The sequence below is a fragment of the Pseudomonas sp. Marseille-Q8238 genome (assembly GCF_965111915.1).
Window position 1 is genome coordinate 4,685,607 of the sequence record NZ_CBCOPI010000001.1, and the last position, 18,526, is coordinate 4,704,132.

Consider the following 18,526-nt stretch of genomic DNA (forward strand, 5'->3'; position numbering starts at 1 on the left):
ATCGCCAGCCCGGCGGAATCAGGCGCGAACGGGCGTGACCCATTGCCGCTGCAGTGCCACGAGCGCCAGCAGAGTAAGCAGGCTGTAGCCGCCCAGTACACCCCATGCCGGCACGGAGGACGCCAGCACGCCCTGCGCCTGCAACCACCACAACAGCGGCAGATTCAGGGCCAGACGTGCCAATTCAAGCCACAACACGAACGGCCGGTTTTCCATCCAGGCACCGATGGCATACAGGCCGTATGCCATCCAGGCCCACCCCGTCACCAGCACGGGCAGGCTCAGTTGCGCCCCATTGGCCAGTAGGTAGCTGCCACCGGCCACGTACACCACGAACTGCAGCGCGGCATAACACTGCCGGGCGCCGCTCAGGGGCACGGCGAATTTGACGAACCGTGACAGGTCCGGCTTGGCCCGAGGGTAACGCGCGTCGACATCGGCCGGACGCCAGCCCGTACGCATGAACCAGATACGCAGCTTGTCCCACCAGGACTCAGCACGTACCGCATCCTGCCAGAGCACGGCATAGAACTGCAGGTTGGCCCATAGCGGGTTCCAACTGGCCAGCGGCGTGGTCACGCCAAACACCACCGGCTCCTCCTCCAACTCATCCTGGAAGGTGCCGAACAGGCGGTCCCAGAGGATGAACACGCCCCCATAGTTACGGTCCATGTAGAGAGGGTTCTGCGCATGGTGAACACGATGATTGGACGGCGTGATGAACAACCACTCGAACCAGCCCAGCTTGCCGATGTGCTTGGTATGCACCCAGAACTGGTACAACAGGTTGAGCGCCCCCACGGTAAAGAACACCAGCGGCGGCACACCGACCAGGGCCATGGGCAGATAGAAGATCCAGGCCAGCAGAAAACCCGTACTGGTCTGGCGCAAGGCGGTAGTGAGGTTGTACTCCTCACTCTGGTGATGCACCGAATGTGCGGCCCAGAGAATGTTGCGCTCGTGCCCCAGGCGGTGCAGCCAGTAGTAGCAGAAGTCGTAAAAGACGAAGGCCGCTATCCACACCCAAATATCACTGGCAGAAAGCTCGAACAGCGCCCATTGCTGCCAGGCATAGGTATAGGCCAACAGGCCAACCACCTTGGTCAGCAGATCACTGGTGGTGGACAACACCCCGGCGCTCAGGCTGTTCAGCGCATCGGCCAGGTTATAGGTCCGCACCCCGCGCCAGCGATCAACCAGCAGCTCGATGCCGATCAGCAGAAAGAACAGGGGGACGGCATAAAGAATGTAATTCACGGGGCACCCATATTGTTGCGGCGGTTCGGGGCTAGCAGGCCATCGAGAAACTACCTGCGTGGGCAACCCTGCGTTAAAAACAGGCTCGGAATGCTCATTTACAGCTGTAAACTCCGCCTCCTCGCCTGTTTTTGCCTGGTCTTTCCTGCCTCGCCTACGTTTCTCAATAGCCTGCTAGGATGCGTCATAACCATGCTAAGCCACACCAGCGGCCTCACCGAAAGCCGTAGATGCCAGGGCGACCGGCATTTGGCGACACCGTTCTTATCAGGAGCACACCATGACTAAAAAGGTAGCCGTCATTCTTTCTGGCTGCGGCGTCTATGACGGCGCGGAAATCCACGAAAGCGTCATTACCCTGCTGCGTCTCGACCAGCGTGGCGCACAGGTTCAGTGCTTTGCGCCGAACATCGCGCAGATGCATGTGATCAACCACCTGACTGGCGAAGAAATGCCGGAAAGCCGCAATGTGCTTACCGAATCCGCGCGCATCGCCCGCGGTAATGTCGAAGATGTGCGCGAGCTGAAAGCCGAGCAGTACGACGCTCTGCTCCTGCCAGGCGGCTTCGGTGTGGCCAAGAACCTCTCCAACTTCGCCACCGCGGGCAGCGAGTGCCGCGTACAACCGGACGTACTGGCCGCCGCCCAGGCCTTCGCCGCCGCAGGCAAGCCGATCGGCCTGATCTGCATCGCACCAGCCCTGGCGGTGAAAATCTTCGGTCAAGGCGTGGTCTGCACCCTGGGCAGCGCCGAAGACTCAGCCGCCGAAGCCCTGCAGGCCATGGGTGGTGTGCATGAAGAATGCGCCGTGGAAGACATCATCGAAGACACCCAGCACAAACTGGTCAGCACCCCGGCCTACATGCGCGCCCAGTCGATTGCCGAAGCCGCTGCCGGCATCAATAAGCTGGTCGACCGGGTTCTCGAGTTGGCCCATCCCCACTAAGCGTTCTTCGCGCGCCGGCACTGCCATGTTGCCCTTGTGCCACCCGGTCATGTGCCGCCCTGCTCAGCAGGGTGCGCCCTGCGCATCAACCGCGCACCCTGCGACCGCGACAACAGGCCAATCCGGCCATTCCACACAGCAGCTTTGCCGCCACTCTGGTCAAGCCAACTGAACTGCGGCAGCGTGAAGCTCCCTCTGCCGCAGATAACGTCCATGACCCAGCCCGCCTTTTCCCTCACGCCCGAACTCCGCGATGCCGTCAACGGCTTCTTCCAGCGCATTCCCTTCAATCAGGTATTGGGCATCGAGATCGTCGAACTGTCGGGCGAACAGGTGGTGATGAGCCTGCCAATGAAACCCGAGCTGATCGGCAACTTCGTCCAGGGCATTCTGCATGGCGGGGTGATCTCCTCGCTGCTGGATGTCACCGGCGGTGCCATGGCCTTGATTGGTGCCTTCGACAAGCACCAGCACCTGTCCAGCCAGGAACGCATGCAGCGGCTGTCCAAACTCGGCACCATCGACCTGCGGGTCGACTACCTGCGCCCTGGCCGTGGTCAGCGTTTCACCGCCACCGCCGTCCCACTGCGCGCCGGCAACAAGGTGGCGGTGGTCCGAAGCGAACTGCACAGCGACGATGGCACCTTGGTAGCCGTGGGAACCGGCACGTATTTCTGCGGTTGATTGCACGCGGGGCATAGGCCCGTAGATGGGCGGACCAGTATCAGCGGGCCCGCATCAGACGAACCAGGATGCGATCCAGCGCATTGGCGAATGCCTGCCGATCCTTCTCGCCATAGGCGGCCTGACCACCACCGACCTGCCCCTGCTCGCGCAGATCGGTGAACAGATTGCGCACGGCCAGGCGTTCGCCCATGTTGCGTTCGTCGAACTCGCGCCCCCGCGGGTCGAGTGCCGAAACCCCCTTCTTCACCAGCCGATCAGCCAGCGGTACATCGCTGCAGATCACCAGCTCGCCAGGCACGGCATGTTCGACCAGGTAATCGTCAGCCGCGTCGGGGCCACTGGGCACGACGATCAACCGCACGCAGACGAAGGTCGGCCTGGCCACCGCCTGCCCCGCCACCAGCACCACCTCGAAGCCACGCTTCAAGGCAAACTTCACCACCTGATCACGCGCGCCACGAGGGCAAGCATCGGCGTCGATCCATACCCGCATCGCGTCAAGCCACCGGTGCGCGGCGCACCATCGCCAGCAACGCGGCAGCGCCAACGAACAGACCGGCGAAGGTGCGGTTCATCACGCGCTGTTGTTTCTGTGTACGCAAGGCACGCAGGACACGCGAAGCCAGCCCGGTATAACCGGCCATGACGATCAGGTCGACGATGATCATGGTCGTCCCCATGATCAGGTACTGCGGCAGCAGCGGTTCCTGCGGGTGGATGAACTGTGGCAGCACGGCCAGCATGAACACCACCGCCTTGGGGTTGCTGGCGTTGACCAGAAAGCCGCGCAATACCAGCGTCAATGGCCGACCAATCGGTCGTTCGCCCGAACTCGCCGACAGGTCCGTCGGTGCCGCGCGCCACTGTGCCACGGCCAGCCAGACCAGATAGGCCACACCAAACCACTTGATCAGGCTGAACGCCAACGACGACGTGGCGAGCAAGGCGCCGACCCCCGCCGCAACGATGGCGATCTGCAGCGCCAGGCCGATCTGCAGCCCAAGCGCGTTCCAGTAACCACGCAAAAAGCCGTATTGCAGACCGCTGGACATCGAGGCGATAGCCCCCGCCCCCGGCGACAGGCTGATGACCCAACAGGCGACGAAAAAAGCGAGCCAGGTTTCCACGGCCATGGCGAATTACCTCAAGAAGAAAGAACAGGAGCAGGCCCACAGCCTACTCCCGCGCAGACACGGCGGCGAGTACCGCCCGGGAGCAAAGATCAGCGCCAGCGGCGCACGGACTTCTGGAAGAACAGACTATTGGGCACCTGCAACAGAGCACCGGCGGCGTTCTCGTCGAGGTCCTGCAAGGTGGTGTAGAACAGGTTGATGGCGATCACCCGCCCCTTGACCCCCGGCTTGTCGGCGCTGTCGATGACTTCCACCGTGTCGCCCAGCCGCAGTGGCCCCATGGTGAAGATCAGCAGCGCACAGAACATGTTCGACAGCACGCTCCAGATGGCGAAGAAGGCTACCGCTGCGACTGCAGTGAAGCCGGTCAGCGCCGTCCACAACACCGTCGCCGACACGCCCAGGCGCTCCAGCACCAACATCACCGCGCTGCCCATGATCAACCAGCGCACCAACCCGCGCAGCGGCAATAGAACCTCCTGCGGCAGCATGCTGTAGCGCGTGCCGAGGCGGCTGATGGCGCGGGTCAGGATGCGCTGGGCGATCCATGCCAACAGCAGGATCAACAGCACCTGGCCCGCGCGTACCAGTGGATCGCGCCAGGTCGTGAGCAACTCCAGGTGTTCCATCAGTCACTCTCCTCCAGTTGCTGTTGCAGGTCCTCCAGGATTTCCAGGGCCTGCAACCAGGCCTCTTCGAGCTCGGCTTCACGCGTCTTGAGCCGTGCCTGTTCGGCCAGCAGCTCGCGCAACTCATCTTTGCGTGCCGCATCGTACAGGCCGCTGTCGCCCAACCGGGTTTCCACACTGGCGAGCTTTTCCTGCACCTTGCCCAGTTCCTGTTCGAGCTTGTCCGCCTGCTTCTTGTGCGGTGCCAGTTGCTGACGCAACGCGGCAGCGGCCTGGCGTTGCGCACGCTTGTCGGTCCTGTCTGGCGCAAGGCTCGGCGCCGACACCGGCTGTTGGCGAATGCGGTAATCCGAAAGCCAGCGGGTGTAATCGTCGAGGTCGCCGTCGAACGGCTGGATACGCCCATCCGCCACCAGGAGGAATTCGTCCGTGGTGCTTTTCAGCAGGTGCCTGTCGTGCGACACCACCAGTACCGCACCAGCGAACTCCTGCAAGGCCATGGTCAGCGCCAGGCGCATTTCCAGGTCGAGATGGTTGGTCGGCTCATCGAGCAACAGCAGGTTGGGCTTCTGCCAGGCGATCAGCGCCAGGGCCAGGCGGGCCTTCTCGCCACCGGAAAAATTCAGCACCGGCTCGTCGCAACGCGGGCCGCGAAAATCGAAACCGCCGAGGAAATCCCGCAGGGTCTGCTCGCGCTCGCTCGGTGCCAGTCGCTGTAGGTGCAGCAACGGGCTGGCCTTGGCATCCAGCGAGTCGAGTTGATGCTGGGCGAAGTAGCCGATGGCCAGGTTCTCGCCACAGTGCAGACGTCCGCTCAACGGTGTCAGCTCACCGGAGAGGGTCTTGATCAGGGTCGACTTACCCGCGCCGTTTGGACCCAGCAGGCCGATGCGCGCGCCCGGAGTAAGCTGCAGCTTGACCTGCTGCAACACGGCCTTGTCGCCGTAGCCGAGTTGCGCGTCGGACAGGTCGAGCAGCGGGCTGGATATCTTGTCCGCCTCGCGGAAGCTGAAATCGAACGGCGAGTCGACATGCGCCGGCGCCAGTTCTTCCAGACGTTCCAGCGCCTTGATCCGGCTTTGCGCCTGACGGGCCTTGGTCGCCTGCGCCTTGAAGCGGGCGATGTACTTTTCCATGTGCGCGCGCTGCGCCTGCTGCTTCTCGTAGGCCTGTTGCTGCTGCGCCAGACGCTCGGCACGGGTGCGCTCGAAGGCCGAGTAGCCGCCCCGGTAGAGGGTCAGTTTCTGCTGATCGAGATGAGCGACATGGTCGACCACCGCATCGAGAAAATCACGGTCGTGGGAAATCAGCAGCAGCGTGCCCGGGTAACTTTTCAGCCACTCCTCCAGCCAGAGGATGGCGTCGAGGTCGAGGTGGTTGGTCGGTTCGTCGAGCAACAGCAGGTCGGACGGGCACATCAGCGCCTGGGCCAGGTTGAGGCGCATGCGCCAGCCACCGGAAAAATCACCGACGCGGCGGTCCATCTGCTCGGCGGTAAAACCAAGCCCGGCCAGCAGTTTTCGTGCACGCGCATCGGCGGTATAGCCGTCGGCGCTGTCCAGCTCGCTGTGCAGGCGGGCAATGGCGCCACCGTCATGCGCGGCCTCGGCCGCCGCCAGGTCATGCTGTACCTGACGCAGGTGTACGTCACCATCGAGTACGTAATCCACCGCCAGGCAGTCGAGGGTGTCGATCTCCTGGCGCATGTGCGCGATGCGCCAGTCGGGTGGCAAATGGCAGTCGCCAGCATCCGGCCCCAGCTCGCCGCGCAGCAAGGCGAACAGGCTGGATTTGCCGGCACCATTGGCGCCAATCAGACCGGCTTTATGGCCGGCGTGCAGGGTCAGTTCAGCGCTTTCTAGCAGGCGCTGCGGACCACGCTGTAAAGTGAGGTTTTGTAGTCGAATCATAGGGCGCGGAGTCTACCAGCTTCGCCGCGCAATCGCCCGGAGAGCCACATGCAGCCTGATCTATGGAGTTTCGCCACACACTGCTATGGCCAACCCGGCGTTGAACACGCCTGCCTGCAGTTGCAGGACGCGGGGGCAGATGTCTGCCTGCTGTTGAGCGGACTCTGGCTGGAACAGCGCGGCGTGCCGTGCAATGCCGAACGCCTGCATCATTTGCACGCTATCGCCAAACCCTGGCAAGACCAGGTCGTGCGCCCCCTGCGAGCATTGCGTCAGAACTGGCGTGCCGGTGCGACAAGCGATGCAAGACTGCATGCCCTGCGCGAACAGGTGAAGGCACTGGAACTGGAAAGCGAACGTGAACTGCTGCTGCGCCTGGAAGCGCAGATGGAAACCTGGCCGGCAGATTCATCGCACAACAAGCCGAGCTGGCTGGAGCCATTGCTCGGCCCTGTTGAGAAAGCGAACCGCGACGCGCTGAACCTGCTGCGCGCCGCGGCTACAACCGCCGCCTGAATTAGGCGCCTGGAGGTGTGCTGCCGTTGCTGGCAGGCGCGACAGGTGCAACCGGGGTAGCAACCACTTCTTTCTCTACCGGTTTTTTCGCAGCAGGTTTGGCGGCAGCGGGCTTGCTCACTGGCTTCGCCGCTGGCTTGGCTGCAGCTGGCTTGGCTGCGGGCTTCGCAGCCGGCTTGCTGGCCGGTTTGGCCGGGGCTTTGGCCGCTGGCTTTGCAACAGCGGGTTTGGCAGCGGCGGTCGCGGGTTTAGCGGCGGGCTTGGCTGAGGCAGGTTTTGCGGCGGGCTTGGCAGCAGCCGGCTTGGCAGCGGCGGTCGCTGGCTTGCTAGCTGGTTTCGCAGCGGGTTTGGCAGCTGGCTTGGCTGGTGCTTTCTTCACTGCAGGCTTGGCAGCGGCGCTGGCGGCCGGCTTGGCAGCCGGTTTTGCAGCCGGCTTGGCAGGTGCCTTGCTCGCGCTAGCAACTGGCTTTTTCACAGCGGGCTTGGCAGCGGATGCCGCAGGTTTAGCTGCCGGTTTAGCTGCCGGCTTGGCGGCAGATTTTGCCGGAGCCTTGGCTGCTGGTTTTGCAGCGGGTTTTGCGGCGGGCTTACTGGCGGCGGGCTTCGCTGCAGCTTTGTTTGCGGCAGGTTTCGCAGCGGGCTTGGTGGCCGCCTTGGGAGCGCTCTTCGCAGCGGGTTTGGCTGCCGGTTTCGCGGCTGGCTTGGCAGCAGGTTTAGCCGCTGTACGCGAGGTCAGTGCCTTCGCTGCTGCTTCCCGAACCTTGCCAATGCCTTGCGCCAGTTTCAGGCTTTCCTGAGCATCACGCTTGAGTTGCAGAATGTAGTTACGGGTCTCGGTTTGACGTGCCTTGAGACCATCCAGCAATGCCTCCAGCTCAGCGATGGCCGACTTTGCCTTGTCCTGCGCCTTGGCTTTTCCTGCCTTGGCCGCGTCTTGCAACTTGAGTCGTGCGCCGTGCAGTTTTTCCTGCGCTTTTACACGTTGTTTTTCCAGTTTGGTGAGCAAATCCTCTGCGTCGACCAGCGCTTGCGAACATGCGCTTTCAAGATGTTCGAGCAGGCTATGGGAGAGTTGCTGAAGCAAGTGCAAAGGGGTGGTAACGGACTTCTTGTTAGTCGGCATGGCATGCCTCCTGGCGAGGGTGGTGACCCCATACTAGACGCCTGATTCAACAGTCGCTAGCACCTGCATCAATACAATGCCAGGCACTGGCATAATCATCGCTATTTTTCCAATGGAGATCCCCCTCATGCGGGGTTGCACACTGCTGTTCCTCTGTCTGTTTTCCGGCCTGTTATCGGCGACTCAGCAGCAGGATGATCTGGCCTACAGTCTGGGTGCCCGACTGGGTGAACGATTGCATAACGAAGTCCCCGGGCTCGATGTGCAAGCCTTGCTGGACGGCCTCGGACAGGCCTATCGCAATGAACCGCTGCGCTTGTCGAAGGAACAGATCGAACGCCAATTGGAACAGCATGAGCAACGTCTGCAAGAGCGCGAAGCGCGTACGCAAAAGGAGCAGGCACAGCGTGCTCAACAGCAATTTTTAGAGCGCGAAAAATCCCGACCGGGGACTCGCGAACTGACCGGCGGTGTACTGGTACAGGAGCTACGCGCGGGTAGCGAAAAACATCCGCAGGCCGGTAACCGAGTGCAGGTGCGCTACCGCGGCGAGTTGGCGGATGGCAGCGTGTTCGATCAGAGTGAAAGCCCGCAGTGGTTTCGCCTCGACAGCCTGATTCGCGGCTGGCAAACGGCCTTGCAGGCAATGCCGACCGGTGCGAAGTGGCGCGTGGTGATTCCGTCCGAGCAGGGCTATGGCAGCGAAGGGGCCGGTGATCTGATTCCACCGGATGCGCCATTGGTATTCGAGGTGGAGCTGCTCGACGTGGCCGACTGAGCCACGTCGAGCGGGTGGTTCAGAGCGAAGGAGCGACCTGTTCCTGATGAGCGTTGTGCAACACCTCGATCAAGCAGTCCTCCAGCTCGAAGCGCTCGTGCAGCAACTGCCCCAGACGCTTGAGTTCTGCCCCCAGAGAAGCCGTGTCAGCGCAATCGCCCTTGTCGCAGCGATCATTGAACGCCAGTGCGACTTCGGTGATGGACTCGATGCGCGGGTAGATCTGCTTGGCCAGTTCCAGGCCACGCTGATCACCGAAAGCCTTGGCCTCGACAGTGAGTTGCTCGTAGACCTCGAAGTGCCCTGCCGACACGTAGTCGACCAGAATTTCGCAGAAGCGATGCAGGTCAGGCGCACTGCCTACCTCGGCTTGAGGCTTGTCATTGAGAGCACCATAAGCCCTCACCAACTCATGACGTTCCTGCAACCAGCGGTCGATCAACTGGTGCACTCCTCCCCAACGTTCCTGGGCGTTCTGGCAGCTCTCGAGCATGATGTTCTCTTCCCTACGGGTGAATACGGGTGAAACAGCTCTGCGGACGACGTCTGTCAAATTGCCGCCTTGGCCATAAGCACTGCGCCACAATGGCAACTTACCGGCGAAGCGTTGGGCCAGAGTATGCCCGCCTGCCGTTAGCATCAAGTCAACGAACGGTTAAATTGCCAGAACTGCGCACAGCCTGAAGCGCCTGCACGCGAATCGTGCAGGGCGGATCGGATAGGAATTCAGCCGCGACGCAGGATCTGAAACAGGCTGAACAGGATCATTCCGGCAAAAGCCAACAGGCTCCATTCCGGCAGGCTCATGCCGTACAGCGACCAGCTCAGGGCGGTGCAATCGGACGTGCCATGGAATGCCAGGCTGAGGACTTCTCGCAGGGAAAGGGCGTCGATCAGGTGTTCCAGCGGCGGCAGGCAGGCATCCCCCTCATCCACCGGCACACTCTGCAGCCAGATCTGCCGCCAGGCCGTTGCGGCACCGGCCAGGGCAATCAGCAACGTCAGCCCGCCATAGATGCGTCGCCCCAGACGAGCCGGCCCATGAAGGGCCGCGACCAGGCAAACCAGCGCAAACAGCATGACGCAAACGCGCTGGACGATGCACAGCGGGCAGGGTTCCAGGCCGACCCCATGCTCCAGATACAGCGCACCGCCAATCAGGCCCAGACAAGCAATAACAGCCAGAAAAAACAGGGTACGCGGATTGGCCGGGGCCATGGGAACTCCGAAGCGGGGCAGCAAAGGCGGTACGGTAGAGGAAAGCCACCCCGGCTTTCAAGAAAATGCGCGCCCCATCAACCGTGACGGGGCGCCGCAGGTTCCAGTCAGACCGGACGAGCCTCTGGCAGCGGCAGCGCTGGCAAGCGCTGATCGAGCAAGTTGAGCCCCTCCTGGAACAGACGATTGCTTTGCTCCACCTCACCCAGGCGAGCGAGCAGGCGTGCCAACTCGGCGCAAGCATCGGCGTTACGACCGAACTTCAGGCTCAGCTCGAAGTACTCCCGCGCCTTGCCCCACAGGCTGTTCTGCAGGCACAGGCGCCCCAGGCACAGCAGCAGCGCCGGATCGTCCGGATGTTCCTTGAGCAGCGCTTCGGCGGTCTGCAACTGACGGCCCGGATCACGCCCACGCACCAGGCCGTAGGCATGCACCAGGCGTTCGCTGTAGTGATGCTTGAAGGCTTTGCGCAGTACTTCTTCGGCTTCTTCCGCAGCGCCCAGGCGATTGAGCTGGCTGGCATACGCCACCACCAGTTCAGGCTGGCTGCGCTGCGCCGACGACAATTGCTGCCAGGCGGTAGTCAAGGGCTGCAAGGCGACTTCGCCCTGGTCCAGGCCGGCCTCACCCGCGGCGATCAATCGACCACGCCAGACCTGCAGTTCCAGCTTGGCCAGCGCGTCCGCATCGAGCACCTTGTTCTTGCGCAGCTCCGGCAGCAGACCGAGCAATCCCGACCAGTCACCCTGCGCCAGCAACAGGCGCTGCAGCTGCCGCAACACCTGACGCTGATGAGGGTGGCGCTGGTGCATCACCTGCAAAGTTTCCAGCGCCGCTTCGCTTTCGCCACGATCCTGCTGCAGATCAGCATGGGTCAGGGCAATTGCCAGCTCAGCCTGAGGCTGACGCTGCAACGCCTTTTCGAGAAAGCCGTCGCTTTGCTCGTAATGACCCAGCTCGTTCGCTGCTCGCGCTGCGCCCAGGTAATGCAGCAGCGGTTGATGTTCACCTTCGGCGGCGCGCTGCAAATGCTTTACGGCCTGCTCCCAGCGCCCCTCGGCCAGGTCCAGCAGGCCCTTCTCTGCCGCCACTTCCTGGCGACGCTCACGGTTGCGCCGCGACCAGGGATTGGCCAGGCCACCGGATACCAGCACGACGCGGGTGATCCAGCGCAGCGTCCACAGCACCAGCCAGAGCGCGACCAGTAACAGCAGGAACACCCACAGGCCGGACTCGTAACGGAAGCCTTTCCAGGAAATCAGCACATAGCCGCTGTGCTCGGCGATGGCCAGGCCGAGGAAGGTGGCGGCAACGGCAATGAGGACCAGCAGGAGAATGGCGCGGATCATTGCCCACCCTCCTCGACCGGTGGCAGCAGGTCGGCCGACTCACGGCGCTTGAGGTAGACCTGCAGCGTATTCAGGGCCGTATCCAAGGTCGGCAACTGTACCGCCACTGGTTTCCCGGAAAGGTCACCGATACGCTGTTGCATTGCCTTGACCGCCTGGTTGTCGCGGTCGAAATAGGTGTCCAGTACATCGTCCGCTGCCGTCAGGGCCTGCCGATAGACCTCCGGCTGACCATTGAGCGCGCCCCATTGCGCCTGCTCCAGCGCCAACGCCAGGGTCAGGCGTACCTGGGCCAGACTCTGCCCGGCCAGCTGCGGGCGCACGTCCTGATCGGCATGCAGGTCGATGCGTACGTAGCGCGACAGCTTGGCCCAGATCTCGTCCCAGCGACTGCCATCACTGGCATTGGCGGTGGCGGGCGCCTCGGGCGACAGGACGTATTCGGGCGCCAGCTTCTGCAGGTCGTTGACCTGACCCCGCAGTGCCGCGAGTTGCAGGAACAGCCCACTGCGATCGACCTGCGGCAGGCTACGCAAGGCTTCCAGCACCTTGATCAGCTCTCCACGCGCGGCAAATGCCTGTGGATCATTCTGGGCACGCAGGATTTCATCGGCGCCTTCGACCAGTGCCGTGGCGCTGTTGACGTCCTGCAGGGCGGTCAGGCGCAGCATGGCCAGGCGCAACAGATGTTCGGATTCAGCCAGGCGCCAGTCCTCGCGGCTCTTGCCCAGGACATTGCTCAAACTCTGCGCCAGACGCTGCTGCTCACCCTGCAGACCGACCAGCAGGTCGCGCTGCTCGCCCAGTTCGGTGGCGGTGGGCAAGCCGGCAAGGCGTTGCAGTACACGCTGCTCGATGGCCTTGAACTGCTGCTGTGCTGCCTCGTTGCTGTGCTCGAGCTGGGCCAGGTCTTCGGCGGCAGCGGCCCGCTGCTGGTACAACTGCCAGCTGCTCCAGCCACCCGCGCCCAGGCCGACGAGGCCAATCAGCAGAGCAAATCCAGCCAGGGCGCGCCCAGGGGCTTTGGCTGGCGCGGCCACGACGGGCGTCTCGGTTTGCGGGGTCGTTTCGATGATCTGCGGGGCTGTTTCGCTCACATGTCCATCCTTTGCATCAGAGGGGCGGCGCTGCACGTGCGTGCAACGCTGCCAGAACAGCCGCAGCGCTGGCGCCGCGACAATCTATAACGTTCAGGGCTCCCGCCTCGCGGGCCAGAGCGGCCACTCGCGGGCTGGGTACCAACAAGGGTAGCCGAGCCACAGCCGGCCAGGCATCTGCCGCCAACTGCTGCAGATGTTGCAGCCCCTGAGCACTGCTGACCAGCAGCGCGTTGAGACGTTCCACGCTTATTCGCTGCCGCAAGGCATCTGCCGGGTAGACCGGGCAATAGCGACGATAGAGTTCCAGATAGTCGACCGCCACCCCACGCTCGCGCAAGGTCTGCGCAATCAGCTCGCGCCCACCTTCGCCACGGATGATCAACGCACGCGGCGCTGCCGATGTGGCCAGTGCCTGCCCGAGCTCGGGCAGTGCCAGCAAAGCCTCACTATCATCGCCTTGCGGGGGATAGCTGACGGCCAGGCCATAGTCACTGAGCACGCCTGCCGTGGCGGCGCCAACGCTGAACCAACGCGGCTGTTCAGGAACCTGCGGCCAGTAGCGCCCGATGCGCTCCAACGCCAAGCGAGCGGCCGGCTTGCTGACCACGATGATCGCCTGGTAGCGATCCAGCTCGAGCAGGATCGCGCGTTGCGCGTCCGTGTCCGGCAGCGCCTCGGTTTCCAGGAGCGGCAGGCTGCTGCTATGGATTCCCGCCGCCGCCAGTACCGCAGCGAGTTCCTCGCACTCAGCGGCGGGACGGGTCAGCAGCAGGCGCCAGCCTGTCACGGATGCCCGGCCTCGCCATACACCGCCGCGAGAATCGCCTGGGCGCCCTGTTGCAACAGGTCTTCGGCGACCGTCACACCCAGCGACTCAGCATCGCTGGACGCGGCACGTGCCTCGGCACGCAGCAGCAAACCACCATCGGGTTGGCCGACCAGGCCGCGCAGCCACACCTGCTCACCCTCCAGCACGGCATAGCAGGCAATGGGCACCTGGCAACCGCCATTGAGATGCTTGTTCATTGCCCGTTCGGCATTCACCCGTACCGCCGTGGCGTGGTGATGCAGAGGTGCCAGCAGGGCATGGATTTCCGCGTCTGCTGTCCGGCATTCGATGCCGACCGCGCCCTGGCCACCGGCCGGCAGGCTGTCGTCGACACTGATCGAGGAGCGGATACGCGCCTCGAAACCCAGGCGAATCAGGCCGGCGGCAGCAAGGATGATGGCGTCGTACTCACCGGCATCCAGCTTGGCCAGGCGGGTGTTGACGTTGCCGCGCAGGAAGTGAATCTTCAGGTCCGGGCGGCGCGCCAGCAATTGCGCCTGCCGCCGCAAGCTGGAGGTACCAACGATGCTGCCGGCAGGCAACTCATCGAGGCTGGCGTAGGTATTGGAGACGAAGGCATCGCGCGGGTCTTCGCGCTCGCAGATGCAGAACAGGCCCAGGCCTTCGGGGAAGTCCATCGGCACATCCTTCATCGAATGCACGGCGATGTCGGCTTCGTTTTCCAGCAGCGCGGTTTCCAGTTCCTTGACGAACAGGCCCTTGCCACCGATTTTCGCCAGCGGCGCGTCGAGGAGTTTGTCGCCACGACTGACCATCGGCACCAGGCTGACGCTCAACCCGGGATGGGCCTGTTCGAGGCGCGCCTTGACGTATTCGGCCTGCCACAGGGCCAGGGCACTCTTGCGAGTGGCAATGCGGATTTCGCGGGACATGATGACTTCCGGACAAAGGACTGCCGGAATGATAACAGGCCTCCCCCTTCAAGCGCGCCGGGACGCGTGGTCGCGGCGCGCCCGTGGCACGGGGGCAGGCCCTAGAGGTGGTTCATCAACTTGCGCACCCCGGCGACATGCCGGCGGCTGACCGTCAGCGGCTCGCCGTTAAGCCCTTTGAGGTACAGCTGGAAATGCCCGAGCGGCGTGCGTTGCAAACGCTCGATACGCTCGCGGGCCACCAGGGCATTGCGGTGGATACGCACGAAGCGATCACCGAACTCGTCTTCCAGCGCCTTCAACGGCTCATCCAACAGTACCTCGCCGCCCTCGTGGCGCAAGGTCACGTACTTGTGATCAGCGATGAAGAAGATCACATGCTCCAGCGGAATCAGCTCGATGCCTTTGCGCGTACGGGCACTGATATGGCTGCGCGGGCCGGCGCCATCGATGCCATTGGGGCGCGTGAGGGCCGCCAGTTGAACGCGATTGGGGCGTTCGGCTTTCTTCAGCGCCTCGGCCAGAGCCTCTGGGCGCACTGGCTTGACCAGATAGCCAACGGCGCTGACCTGGAAGGCTTCCAGGGCAAACTCGTCATGGGCCGTACAGAAGATCACCGCAGGCGGTGCTTCGCGCTCGCAAAGCTTGGCCGCCACCTGCAGGCCATCGAGGCCGGGCATGCGGATATCCAGCAGCACCACGTCGGGCTTGAGGCTGTCGATCAACGCCAACGCCTCTTCGCCATTGCTGGCTGCGGGTTCCAGGACTCTATAGCCATCAAGCTCACCGACCAGACGGCTCAGGCGCTCGCGGGCAAGGGGTTCGTCATCGACGATAAGCACATTCATATTGCTCTGGCTTCCTGCGTGAGTCTCGCACAAGGATAGCGTAGACAGGTGAAGTGGCGCCCGTCACGGCGATCCACGCTGAGACTCGCGCGCGGCCCAAAAAGTGCCGCAACTCGCGCATCTATATTCACCAATGCCTGTTGAGTACCGCGCGAAGGTTTCATTTCGGCACCCTCGTCATAGGGGTTGCTGACGCACAACTGGAACACCCCGTCCTCATACTGCGCCGTTACCTGCACCAACCCGCCGTCTATACGCGGCTGGATGCCATAGATCAGGGCATTTTCCAGCAGCGGTTGCAGGGTCAGTTGGGGAATCGGCAAGTCGCCTGGCACGGTGTCCACCTGCCAGTCCAACTGTAGCCGGTCGCCGAGCCGGTATTGTTCGATCGACAAATATCTTTGCGCCAATTCCAATTCTTCACTCCATGGCACCAGGGTTCCGGGCTTGGCCAGGCTGGCGCGGAACAGATCGGACAGATCCAGCACCGCCTGTTCGGCCTTGCTGGGATCTATGACCACCAGACTGGCGATGCTGTTCAGACTGTTGAACAGAAAGTGTGGACGAATGCGTGCCTGCAGCGACTCGATGCGTGCCTTGAGTTCGGCCTGCTCCTGACGTCGCCACTGGCTCTGCAGATAGAAGTAGCGCAACAGCAGCGCCGACATGATCAGGCTGATCAGCGCGTGACGCAGGTACAGATTGACCTCGCCGCTACGGGGCAGCGGGCCGGCCAGTTCGTAGTAGTCCGCCACGGCGGTGCAAACCAGGGTCAGGCTGACCACCACGGCGCAGCACAGAACGCCGGCAGCGGCCGCATGCAGGTTCGACAGCAACGGTCGCAGCCGGCACAACAGGGCGGCCGAGAGCAGCACGATCCACTGCACGAACAGCGACGTCAGCGCCAGGCGCACCCAGTTGAAGCCCGGCTGCATCGGCTCCGCCAGTACCAGCACCAGCACCAGTAACTCGGCGAGCAACACCAGGCTCAGTAGCGCCTCGGGCAGGCACAGTTCGGGCAGGAAGAAATCGTCACGGCGGGCAGGAGCGGGCCTACGGTTCAACCATTCGATACGCATCGGGGCAATGTCCTTGTGCACCAGGCTGACAACGAGGCTTTACGTTTCAGCAAGGAAAAATGAGAGCCGACCACCACGGGAGCGCGAGCAGGGTGACCAGGTGCGCTCGTACCGCATGGACTGACCTGGCTGCATAGCCACGCCAAAGGTGCGAGTAAACATCAACCGCGCCTCAGGTGGCCGGTTTTCTTGGCAACGCTGTTATTATCGACACACTTTTTCCGTTCCGCAGGCACCGCGCCTGTCTTTCGCACGAGTTCTGTCATGAGCACCGAGAAAACCAACCAGTCCTGGGGTGGCCGTTTCAGCGAGCCAGTCGATGCCTTCGTCGCCCGTTTCACCGCCTCCGTCGAGTTCGACAAGCGCCTCTATCGCCACGACATCATGGGCTCCATCGCCCACGCCACCATGCTGGCCAAGGTCGGTGTGCTGACGAGCGATGAGCGCGATGCCATCGAAAAAGGCCTGAAGGAAATCCAGGGCGAGATCGAAGCCGGCAGCTTCGACTGGCGCGTCGACCTGGAAGACGTGCACATGAACATCGAAGCACGCCTGACCGACCGTATCGGCGTGACCGGCAAGAAGCTGCACACCGGCCGTTCGCGCAACGACCAGGTCGCTACCGATATCCGCTTGTGGCTGCGTGACGAGATCGACCTGATCCTGGCCGAGATCACCCGCCTGCAACAGGGCCTGGTCGGCCTGGCCGAAACGGAAGCGGACACCATCATGCCCGGCTTCACCCACCTGCAGACCGCACAACCGGTGACCTTCGGCCACCACCTGCTGGCCTGGTTCGAGATGCTCAGCCGCGACTACGAGCGCCTGGTCGACTGTCGCAAGCGGGTCAACCGCCTGCCGCTCGGCTCGGCCGCCCTGGCTGGCACTACCTACCCGATTCAACGCGAGATCACCGCAGAACTGCTCGGTTTCGACGCCGTTGGTGGCAACTCGCTGGACGGCGTGTCCGACCGCGACTTCGCCATCGAATTCTGTGCCGCCGCCTCGCTGGCGATGATGCACCTGTCGCGCTTCTCCGAAGAACTGGTGCTCTGGACCTCCGCGCAGTTCCAGTTCATCGACCTGCCGGATCGTTTTTGCACCGGCTCCTCGATCATGCCGCAGAAGAAGAACCCCGACGTGCCGGAACTGGTGCGTGGCAAATCCGGCCGCGTATTCGGCGCGCTGATGGGCCTGCTGACCCTGATGAAGGGCCAGCCGCTGGCCTACAACAAGGACAACCAGGAAGACAAGGAACCGCTGTTCGACGCCGCCGACACCCTGCGTGATTCGCTGCGTGCGTTCGCCGACATGGTTCCGGCGATCAAGCCCAAGCGCGAAATGATGCGCGAAGCGGCGCGCCGTGGCTTCTCCACCGCCACCGATCTCGCCGACTATCTGGTGCGCAAGGGCCTGCCGTTCCGCGACTGCCACGAAATCGTCGGCCACGCAGTGAAGTACGGCGTCGACTCCGGCAAGGACCTGGCCGAGATGACCCTGACCGAACTGCGTCAGTTCAGCGACCAGATTGGTGACGACGTTTTCGCCGTGCTGACCCTGGAAGGCTCGGTGAACGCGCGCAATCACATCGGCGGCACGGCGCCAAACCAGGTGCGCGAAGCTGTGGCACGCGGTAAAGCCCTGCTCGCTTCCCGATGACCCCACCCGGCCGCCGCATTTCGGTGGTGGGTTGCTCAGGCGCCGGCAAGACCACCTTGTCGCGCCGCCTGGCGCAGCACCTGGGCTATCGGCATATCGAGCTGGATGCCTTGTTTCACCAGCCCAACTGGCAGCCGCTGCCCACCGAACAATTCCAGCAGGTGACGCGTGAAGCGTTGCACGGCGATGGCTGGGTGGTGGAAGGCAATTACTCGGCCGTACGTCCCCTGGTGCGCGAACGCTCCGACATGGTGATCTGGCTCGACCTGCCGCGGCCCAAGGTCATGCGCCAGGTGCTGTGGCGCACCTTGCGGCGCCTGACCACCCGCGAGGAGCTGTGGAACGGCAACCGCGAACGCTGGAGCAATTTGTTCAAGCTCAACCCCAGGCAATCCATTCTCGCCTGGACCTGGACGCGCCATGCCATCTATCGGCAACGCTATGGGGACGAGATGCGCAATGCGCCGGCGCAATGCCGTTACCTGCGCCTGGATTCACGCGAGGCCGTCGAAGCCTTCCTGGCCAGTCTGGCGGTTCGCTAACCCTCATTGTTTTCTTACGGAAGTCATCGC

At 63.1% G+C, this 18,526-nt stretch carries 20 protein-coding genes; 6 read left to right on the plus strand and 14 right to left on the minus strand.

Annotated elements, in window-relative coordinates:
* Positions 1-18: 18 nt before the first annotated feature.
* Positions 19-1,257, minus strand: coding sequence for a sterol desaturase family protein (locus tag ACWPW0_RS21540; RefSeq protein WP_454256506.1), 1,239 nt, complete (start codon positions 1,255-1,257; stop codon positions 19-21).
* A gap of 280 nt (positions 1,258-1,537) precedes the next feature.
* Here ACWPW0_RS21540 and elbB point away from each other — a divergent pair, with 280 nt between their 5' ends.
* Positions 1,538-2,203, plus strand: coding sequence for an isoprenoid biosynthesis glyoxalase ElbB (gene elbB, locus ACWPW0_RS21545; RefSeq protein WP_454256507.1), 666 nt, complete (start codon positions 1,538-1,540; stop codon positions 2,201-2,203).
* Between the two features lie 213 nt (positions 2,204-2,416).
* A complete protein-coding gene (locus ACWPW0_RS21550) occupies positions 2,417-2,887 on the plus strand; it encodes a thioesterase family protein (RefSeq protein WP_447594942.1) in 471 nt (156 codons plus the stop codon).
* Between the two features lie 40 nt (positions 2,888-2,927).
* Here the strand turns inward: ACWPW0_RS21550 and ACWPW0_RS21555 are convergent, their stop codons facing one another.
* The 4 genes from ACWPW0_RS21555 to ACWPW0_RS21570 form a co-directional block, all read right to left on the minus strand.
* Positions 2,928-3,383 (minus strand): YaiI/YqxD family protein, encoded by a 456-nt coding sequence (locus tag ACWPW0_RS21555; RefSeq protein WP_454256508.1) that lies wholly within the window; start codon positions 3,381-3,383, stop codon positions 2,928-2,930.
* Positions 3,384-3,387: 4 nt separating this feature from the next.
* Positions 3,388-4,023, minus strand: a complete 636-nt coding sequence (rhtB, locus tag ACWPW0_RS21560; RefSeq protein WP_447594945.1) for a homoserine/homoserine lactone efflux protein — start codon at positions 4,021-4,023, stop codon at positions 3,388-3,390.
* Positions 4,024-4,112: 89 nt separating this feature from the next.
* Positions 4,113-4,652, minus strand: coding sequence for a mechanosensitive ion channel domain-containing protein (locus tag ACWPW0_RS21565; protein WP_447594947.1), 540 nt, complete (start codon positions 4,650-4,652; stop codon positions 4,113-4,115).
* Positions 4,652-6,562 carry an ATP-binding cassette domain-containing protein gene (locus ACWPW0_RS21570; protein ID WP_454256509.1) on the minus strand — a complete coding sequence of 637 codons (1,911 nt, stop codon included), beginning with the start codon at positions 6,560-6,562 and terminating at the stop codon, positions 4,652-4,654. Before ACWPW0_RS21570 ends, ACWPW0_RS21565 begins: the two co-directional genes overlap by 1 nt.
* A gap of 48 nt (positions 6,563-6,610) precedes the next feature.
* Here ACWPW0_RS21570 and ACWPW0_RS21575 point away from each other — a divergent pair, with 48 nt between their 5' ends.
* Entirely contained in the window at positions 6,611-7,078 is a 468-nt protein-coding gene (locus tag ACWPW0_RS21575; protein ID WP_454256510.1) for a TIGR02444 family protein, read from the plus strand.
* Position 7,079: 1 nt separating this feature from the next.
* Here the strand turns inward: ACWPW0_RS21575 and ACWPW0_RS21580 are convergent, their stop codons facing one another.
* On the minus strand, positions 7,080-8,201 hold the full coding sequence (locus ACWPW0_RS21580; RefSeq protein WP_454256511.1) for an AlgP family protein: 1,122 nt from the start codon (positions 8,199-8,201) through the stop codon (positions 7,080-7,082).
* 127 nt (positions 8,202-8,328) lie between these two features.
* Here ACWPW0_RS21580 and ACWPW0_RS21585 point away from each other — a divergent pair, with 127 nt between their 5' ends.
* Complete coding sequence (locus ACWPW0_RS21585) at positions 8,329-8,979, plus strand: FKBP-type peptidyl-prolyl cis-trans isomerase (protein WP_454256512.1); 651 nt, start codon at positions 8,329-8,331, stop codon at positions 8,977-8,979.
* 19 nt (positions 8,980-8,998) lie between these two features.
* On the opposite strand, the gene rsd is transcribed toward ACWPW0_RS21585, so the two are convergent.
* The 8 genes from rsd to ACWPW0_RS21625 form a co-directional block, all read right to left on the minus strand.
* Positions 8,999-9,472 (minus strand): sigma D regulator, encoded by a 474-nt coding sequence (rsd, locus tag ACWPW0_RS21590; RefSeq protein ID WP_447594955.1) that lies wholly within the window; start codon positions 9,470-9,472, stop codon positions 8,999-9,001.
* A gap of 233 nt (positions 9,473-9,705) precedes the next feature.
* Positions 9,706-10,197 (minus strand): disulfide bond formation protein B, encoded by a 492-nt coding sequence (locus ACWPW0_RS21595; RefSeq protein WP_454256513.1) that lies wholly within the window; start codon positions 10,195-10,197, stop codon positions 9,706-9,708.
* A 107-nt stretch (positions 10,198-10,304) separates the two neighbouring features.
* Positions 10,305-11,546, minus strand: a complete 1,242-nt coding sequence (locus ACWPW0_RS21600) for a heme biosynthesis HemY N-terminal domain-containing protein (RefSeq protein ID WP_447594959.1) — start codon at positions 11,544-11,546, stop codon at positions 10,305-10,307.
* Entirely contained in the window at positions 11,543-12,643 is a 1,101-nt protein-coding gene (locus tag ACWPW0_RS21605) for a uroporphyrinogen-III C-methyltransferase (protein WP_454256514.1), read from the minus strand. The genes ACWPW0_RS21600 and ACWPW0_RS21605 overlap by 4 nt, the downstream gene beginning before the upstream one ends.
* 16 nt (positions 12,644-12,659) lie before the next feature.
* Positions 12,660-13,433, minus strand: coding sequence for a uroporphyrinogen-III synthase (locus tag ACWPW0_RS21610; protein WP_454256515.1), 774 nt, complete (start codon positions 13,431-13,433; stop codon positions 12,660-12,662).
* Positions 13,430-14,371 carry a hydroxymethylbilane synthase gene (hemC, locus tag ACWPW0_RS21615; protein ID WP_447595746.1) on the minus strand — a complete coding sequence of 314 codons (942 nt, stop codon included), beginning with the start codon at positions 14,369-14,371 and terminating at the stop codon, positions 13,430-13,432. The genes ACWPW0_RS21610 and hemC overlap by 4 nt, the downstream gene beginning before the upstream one ends.
* 98 nt (positions 14,372-14,469) lie before the next feature.
* A complete protein-coding gene (locus ACWPW0_RS21620) occupies positions 14,470-15,216 on the minus strand; it encodes a LytR/AlgR family response regulator transcription factor (protein ID WP_447594964.1) in 747 nt (248 codons plus the stop codon).
* Entirely contained in the window at positions 15,213-16,295 is a 1,083-nt protein-coding gene (locus ACWPW0_RS21625; protein ID WP_447594966.1) for a sensor histidine kinase, read from the minus strand. Before ACWPW0_RS21625 ends, ACWPW0_RS21620 begins: the two co-directional genes overlap by 4 nt.
* A gap of 264 nt (positions 16,296-16,559) precedes the next feature.
* Between ACWPW0_RS21625 and argH the strand changes: the two genes are divergently transcribed.
* Together argH and ACWPW0_RS21635 are read left to right on the plus strand one after the other, a co-directional pair.
* On the plus strand, positions 16,560-17,954 hold the full coding sequence (gene argH, locus ACWPW0_RS21630) for an argininosuccinate lyase (protein ID WP_454256516.1): 1,395 nt from the start codon (positions 16,560-16,562) through the stop codon (positions 17,952-17,954).
* On the plus strand, positions 17,951-18,496 hold the full coding sequence (locus ACWPW0_RS21635) for a shikimate kinase (RefSeq protein WP_454256517.1): 546 nt from the start codon (positions 17,951-17,953) through the stop codon (positions 18,494-18,496). Before argH ends, ACWPW0_RS21635 begins: the two co-directional genes overlap by 4 nt.
* Positions 18,497-18,526: the final 30 nt, after the last annotated feature.

Bases quoted from the DNA above. Each gene is read 5' to 3' on its own strand.
- elbB (WP_454256507.1), top strand. From the start codon at position 1,538: ATGACTAAAAAGGTAGCCGTCATTCTTTCTGGCTGCGGCGTCTATGAC.
- ACWPW0_RS21550 (WP_447594942.1), top strand. From the start codon at position 2,417: ATGACCCAGCCCGCCTTTTCCCTCACGCCCGAACTCCGCGATGCCGTC.
- ACWPW0_RS21555 (WP_454256508.1), bottom strand. From the start codon at position 3,383: ATGCGGGTATGGATCGACGCCGATGCTTGCCCTCGTGGCGCGCGTGAT.
- rhtB (WP_447594945.1), bottom strand. From the start codon at position 4,023: ATGGCCGTGGAAACCTGGCTCGCTTTTTTCGTCGCCTGTTGGGTCATC.
- ACWPW0_RS21565 (WP_447594947.1), bottom strand. From the start codon at position 4,652: ATGGAACACCTGGAGTTGCTCACGACCTGGCGCGATCCACTGGTACGC.
- ACWPW0_RS21570 (WP_454256509.1), bottom strand. From the start codon at position 6,562: ATGATTCGACTACAAAACCTCACTTTACAGCGTGGTCCGCAGCGCCTG.
- ACWPW0_RS21575 (WP_454256510.1), top strand. From the start codon at position 6,611: ATGCAGCCTGATCTATGGAGTTTCGCCACACACTGCTATGGCCAACCC.
- ACWPW0_RS21580 (WP_454256511.1), bottom strand. From the start codon at position 8,201: ATGCCGACTAACAAGAAGTCCGTTACCACCCCTTTGCACTTGCTTCAG.
- ACWPW0_RS21585 (WP_454256512.1), top strand. From the start codon at position 8,329: ATGCGGGGTTGCACACTGCTGTTCCTCTGTCTGTTTTCCGGCCTGTTA.
- rsd (WP_447594955.1), bottom strand. From the start codon at position 9,472: ATGCTCGAGAGCTGCCAGAACGCCCAGGAACGTTGGGGAGGAGTGCAC.
- ACWPW0_RS21595 (WP_454256513.1), bottom strand. From the start codon at position 10,197: ATGGCCCCGGCCAATCCGCGTACCCTGTTTTTTCTGGCTGTTATTGCT.
- ACWPW0_RS21600 (WP_447594959.1), bottom strand. From the start codon at position 11,546: ATGATCCGCGCCATTCTCCTGCTGGTCCTCATTGCCGTTGCCGCCACC.
- ACWPW0_RS21620 (WP_447594964.1), bottom strand. From the start codon at position 15,216: ATGAATGTGCTTATCGTCGATGACGAACCCCTTGCCCGCGAGCGCCTG.
- ACWPW0_RS21625 (WP_447594966.1), bottom strand. From the start codon at position 16,295: ATGCGTATCGAATGGTTGAACCGTAGGCCCGCTCCTGCCCGCCGTGAC.
- argH (WP_454256516.1), top strand. From the start codon at position 16,560: ATGAGCACCGAGAAAACCAACCAGTCCTGGGGTGGCCGTTTCAGCGAG.
- ACWPW0_RS21635 (WP_454256517.1), top strand. From the start codon at position 17,951: ATGACCCCACCCGGCCGCCGCATTTCGGTGGTGGGTTGCTCAGGCGCC.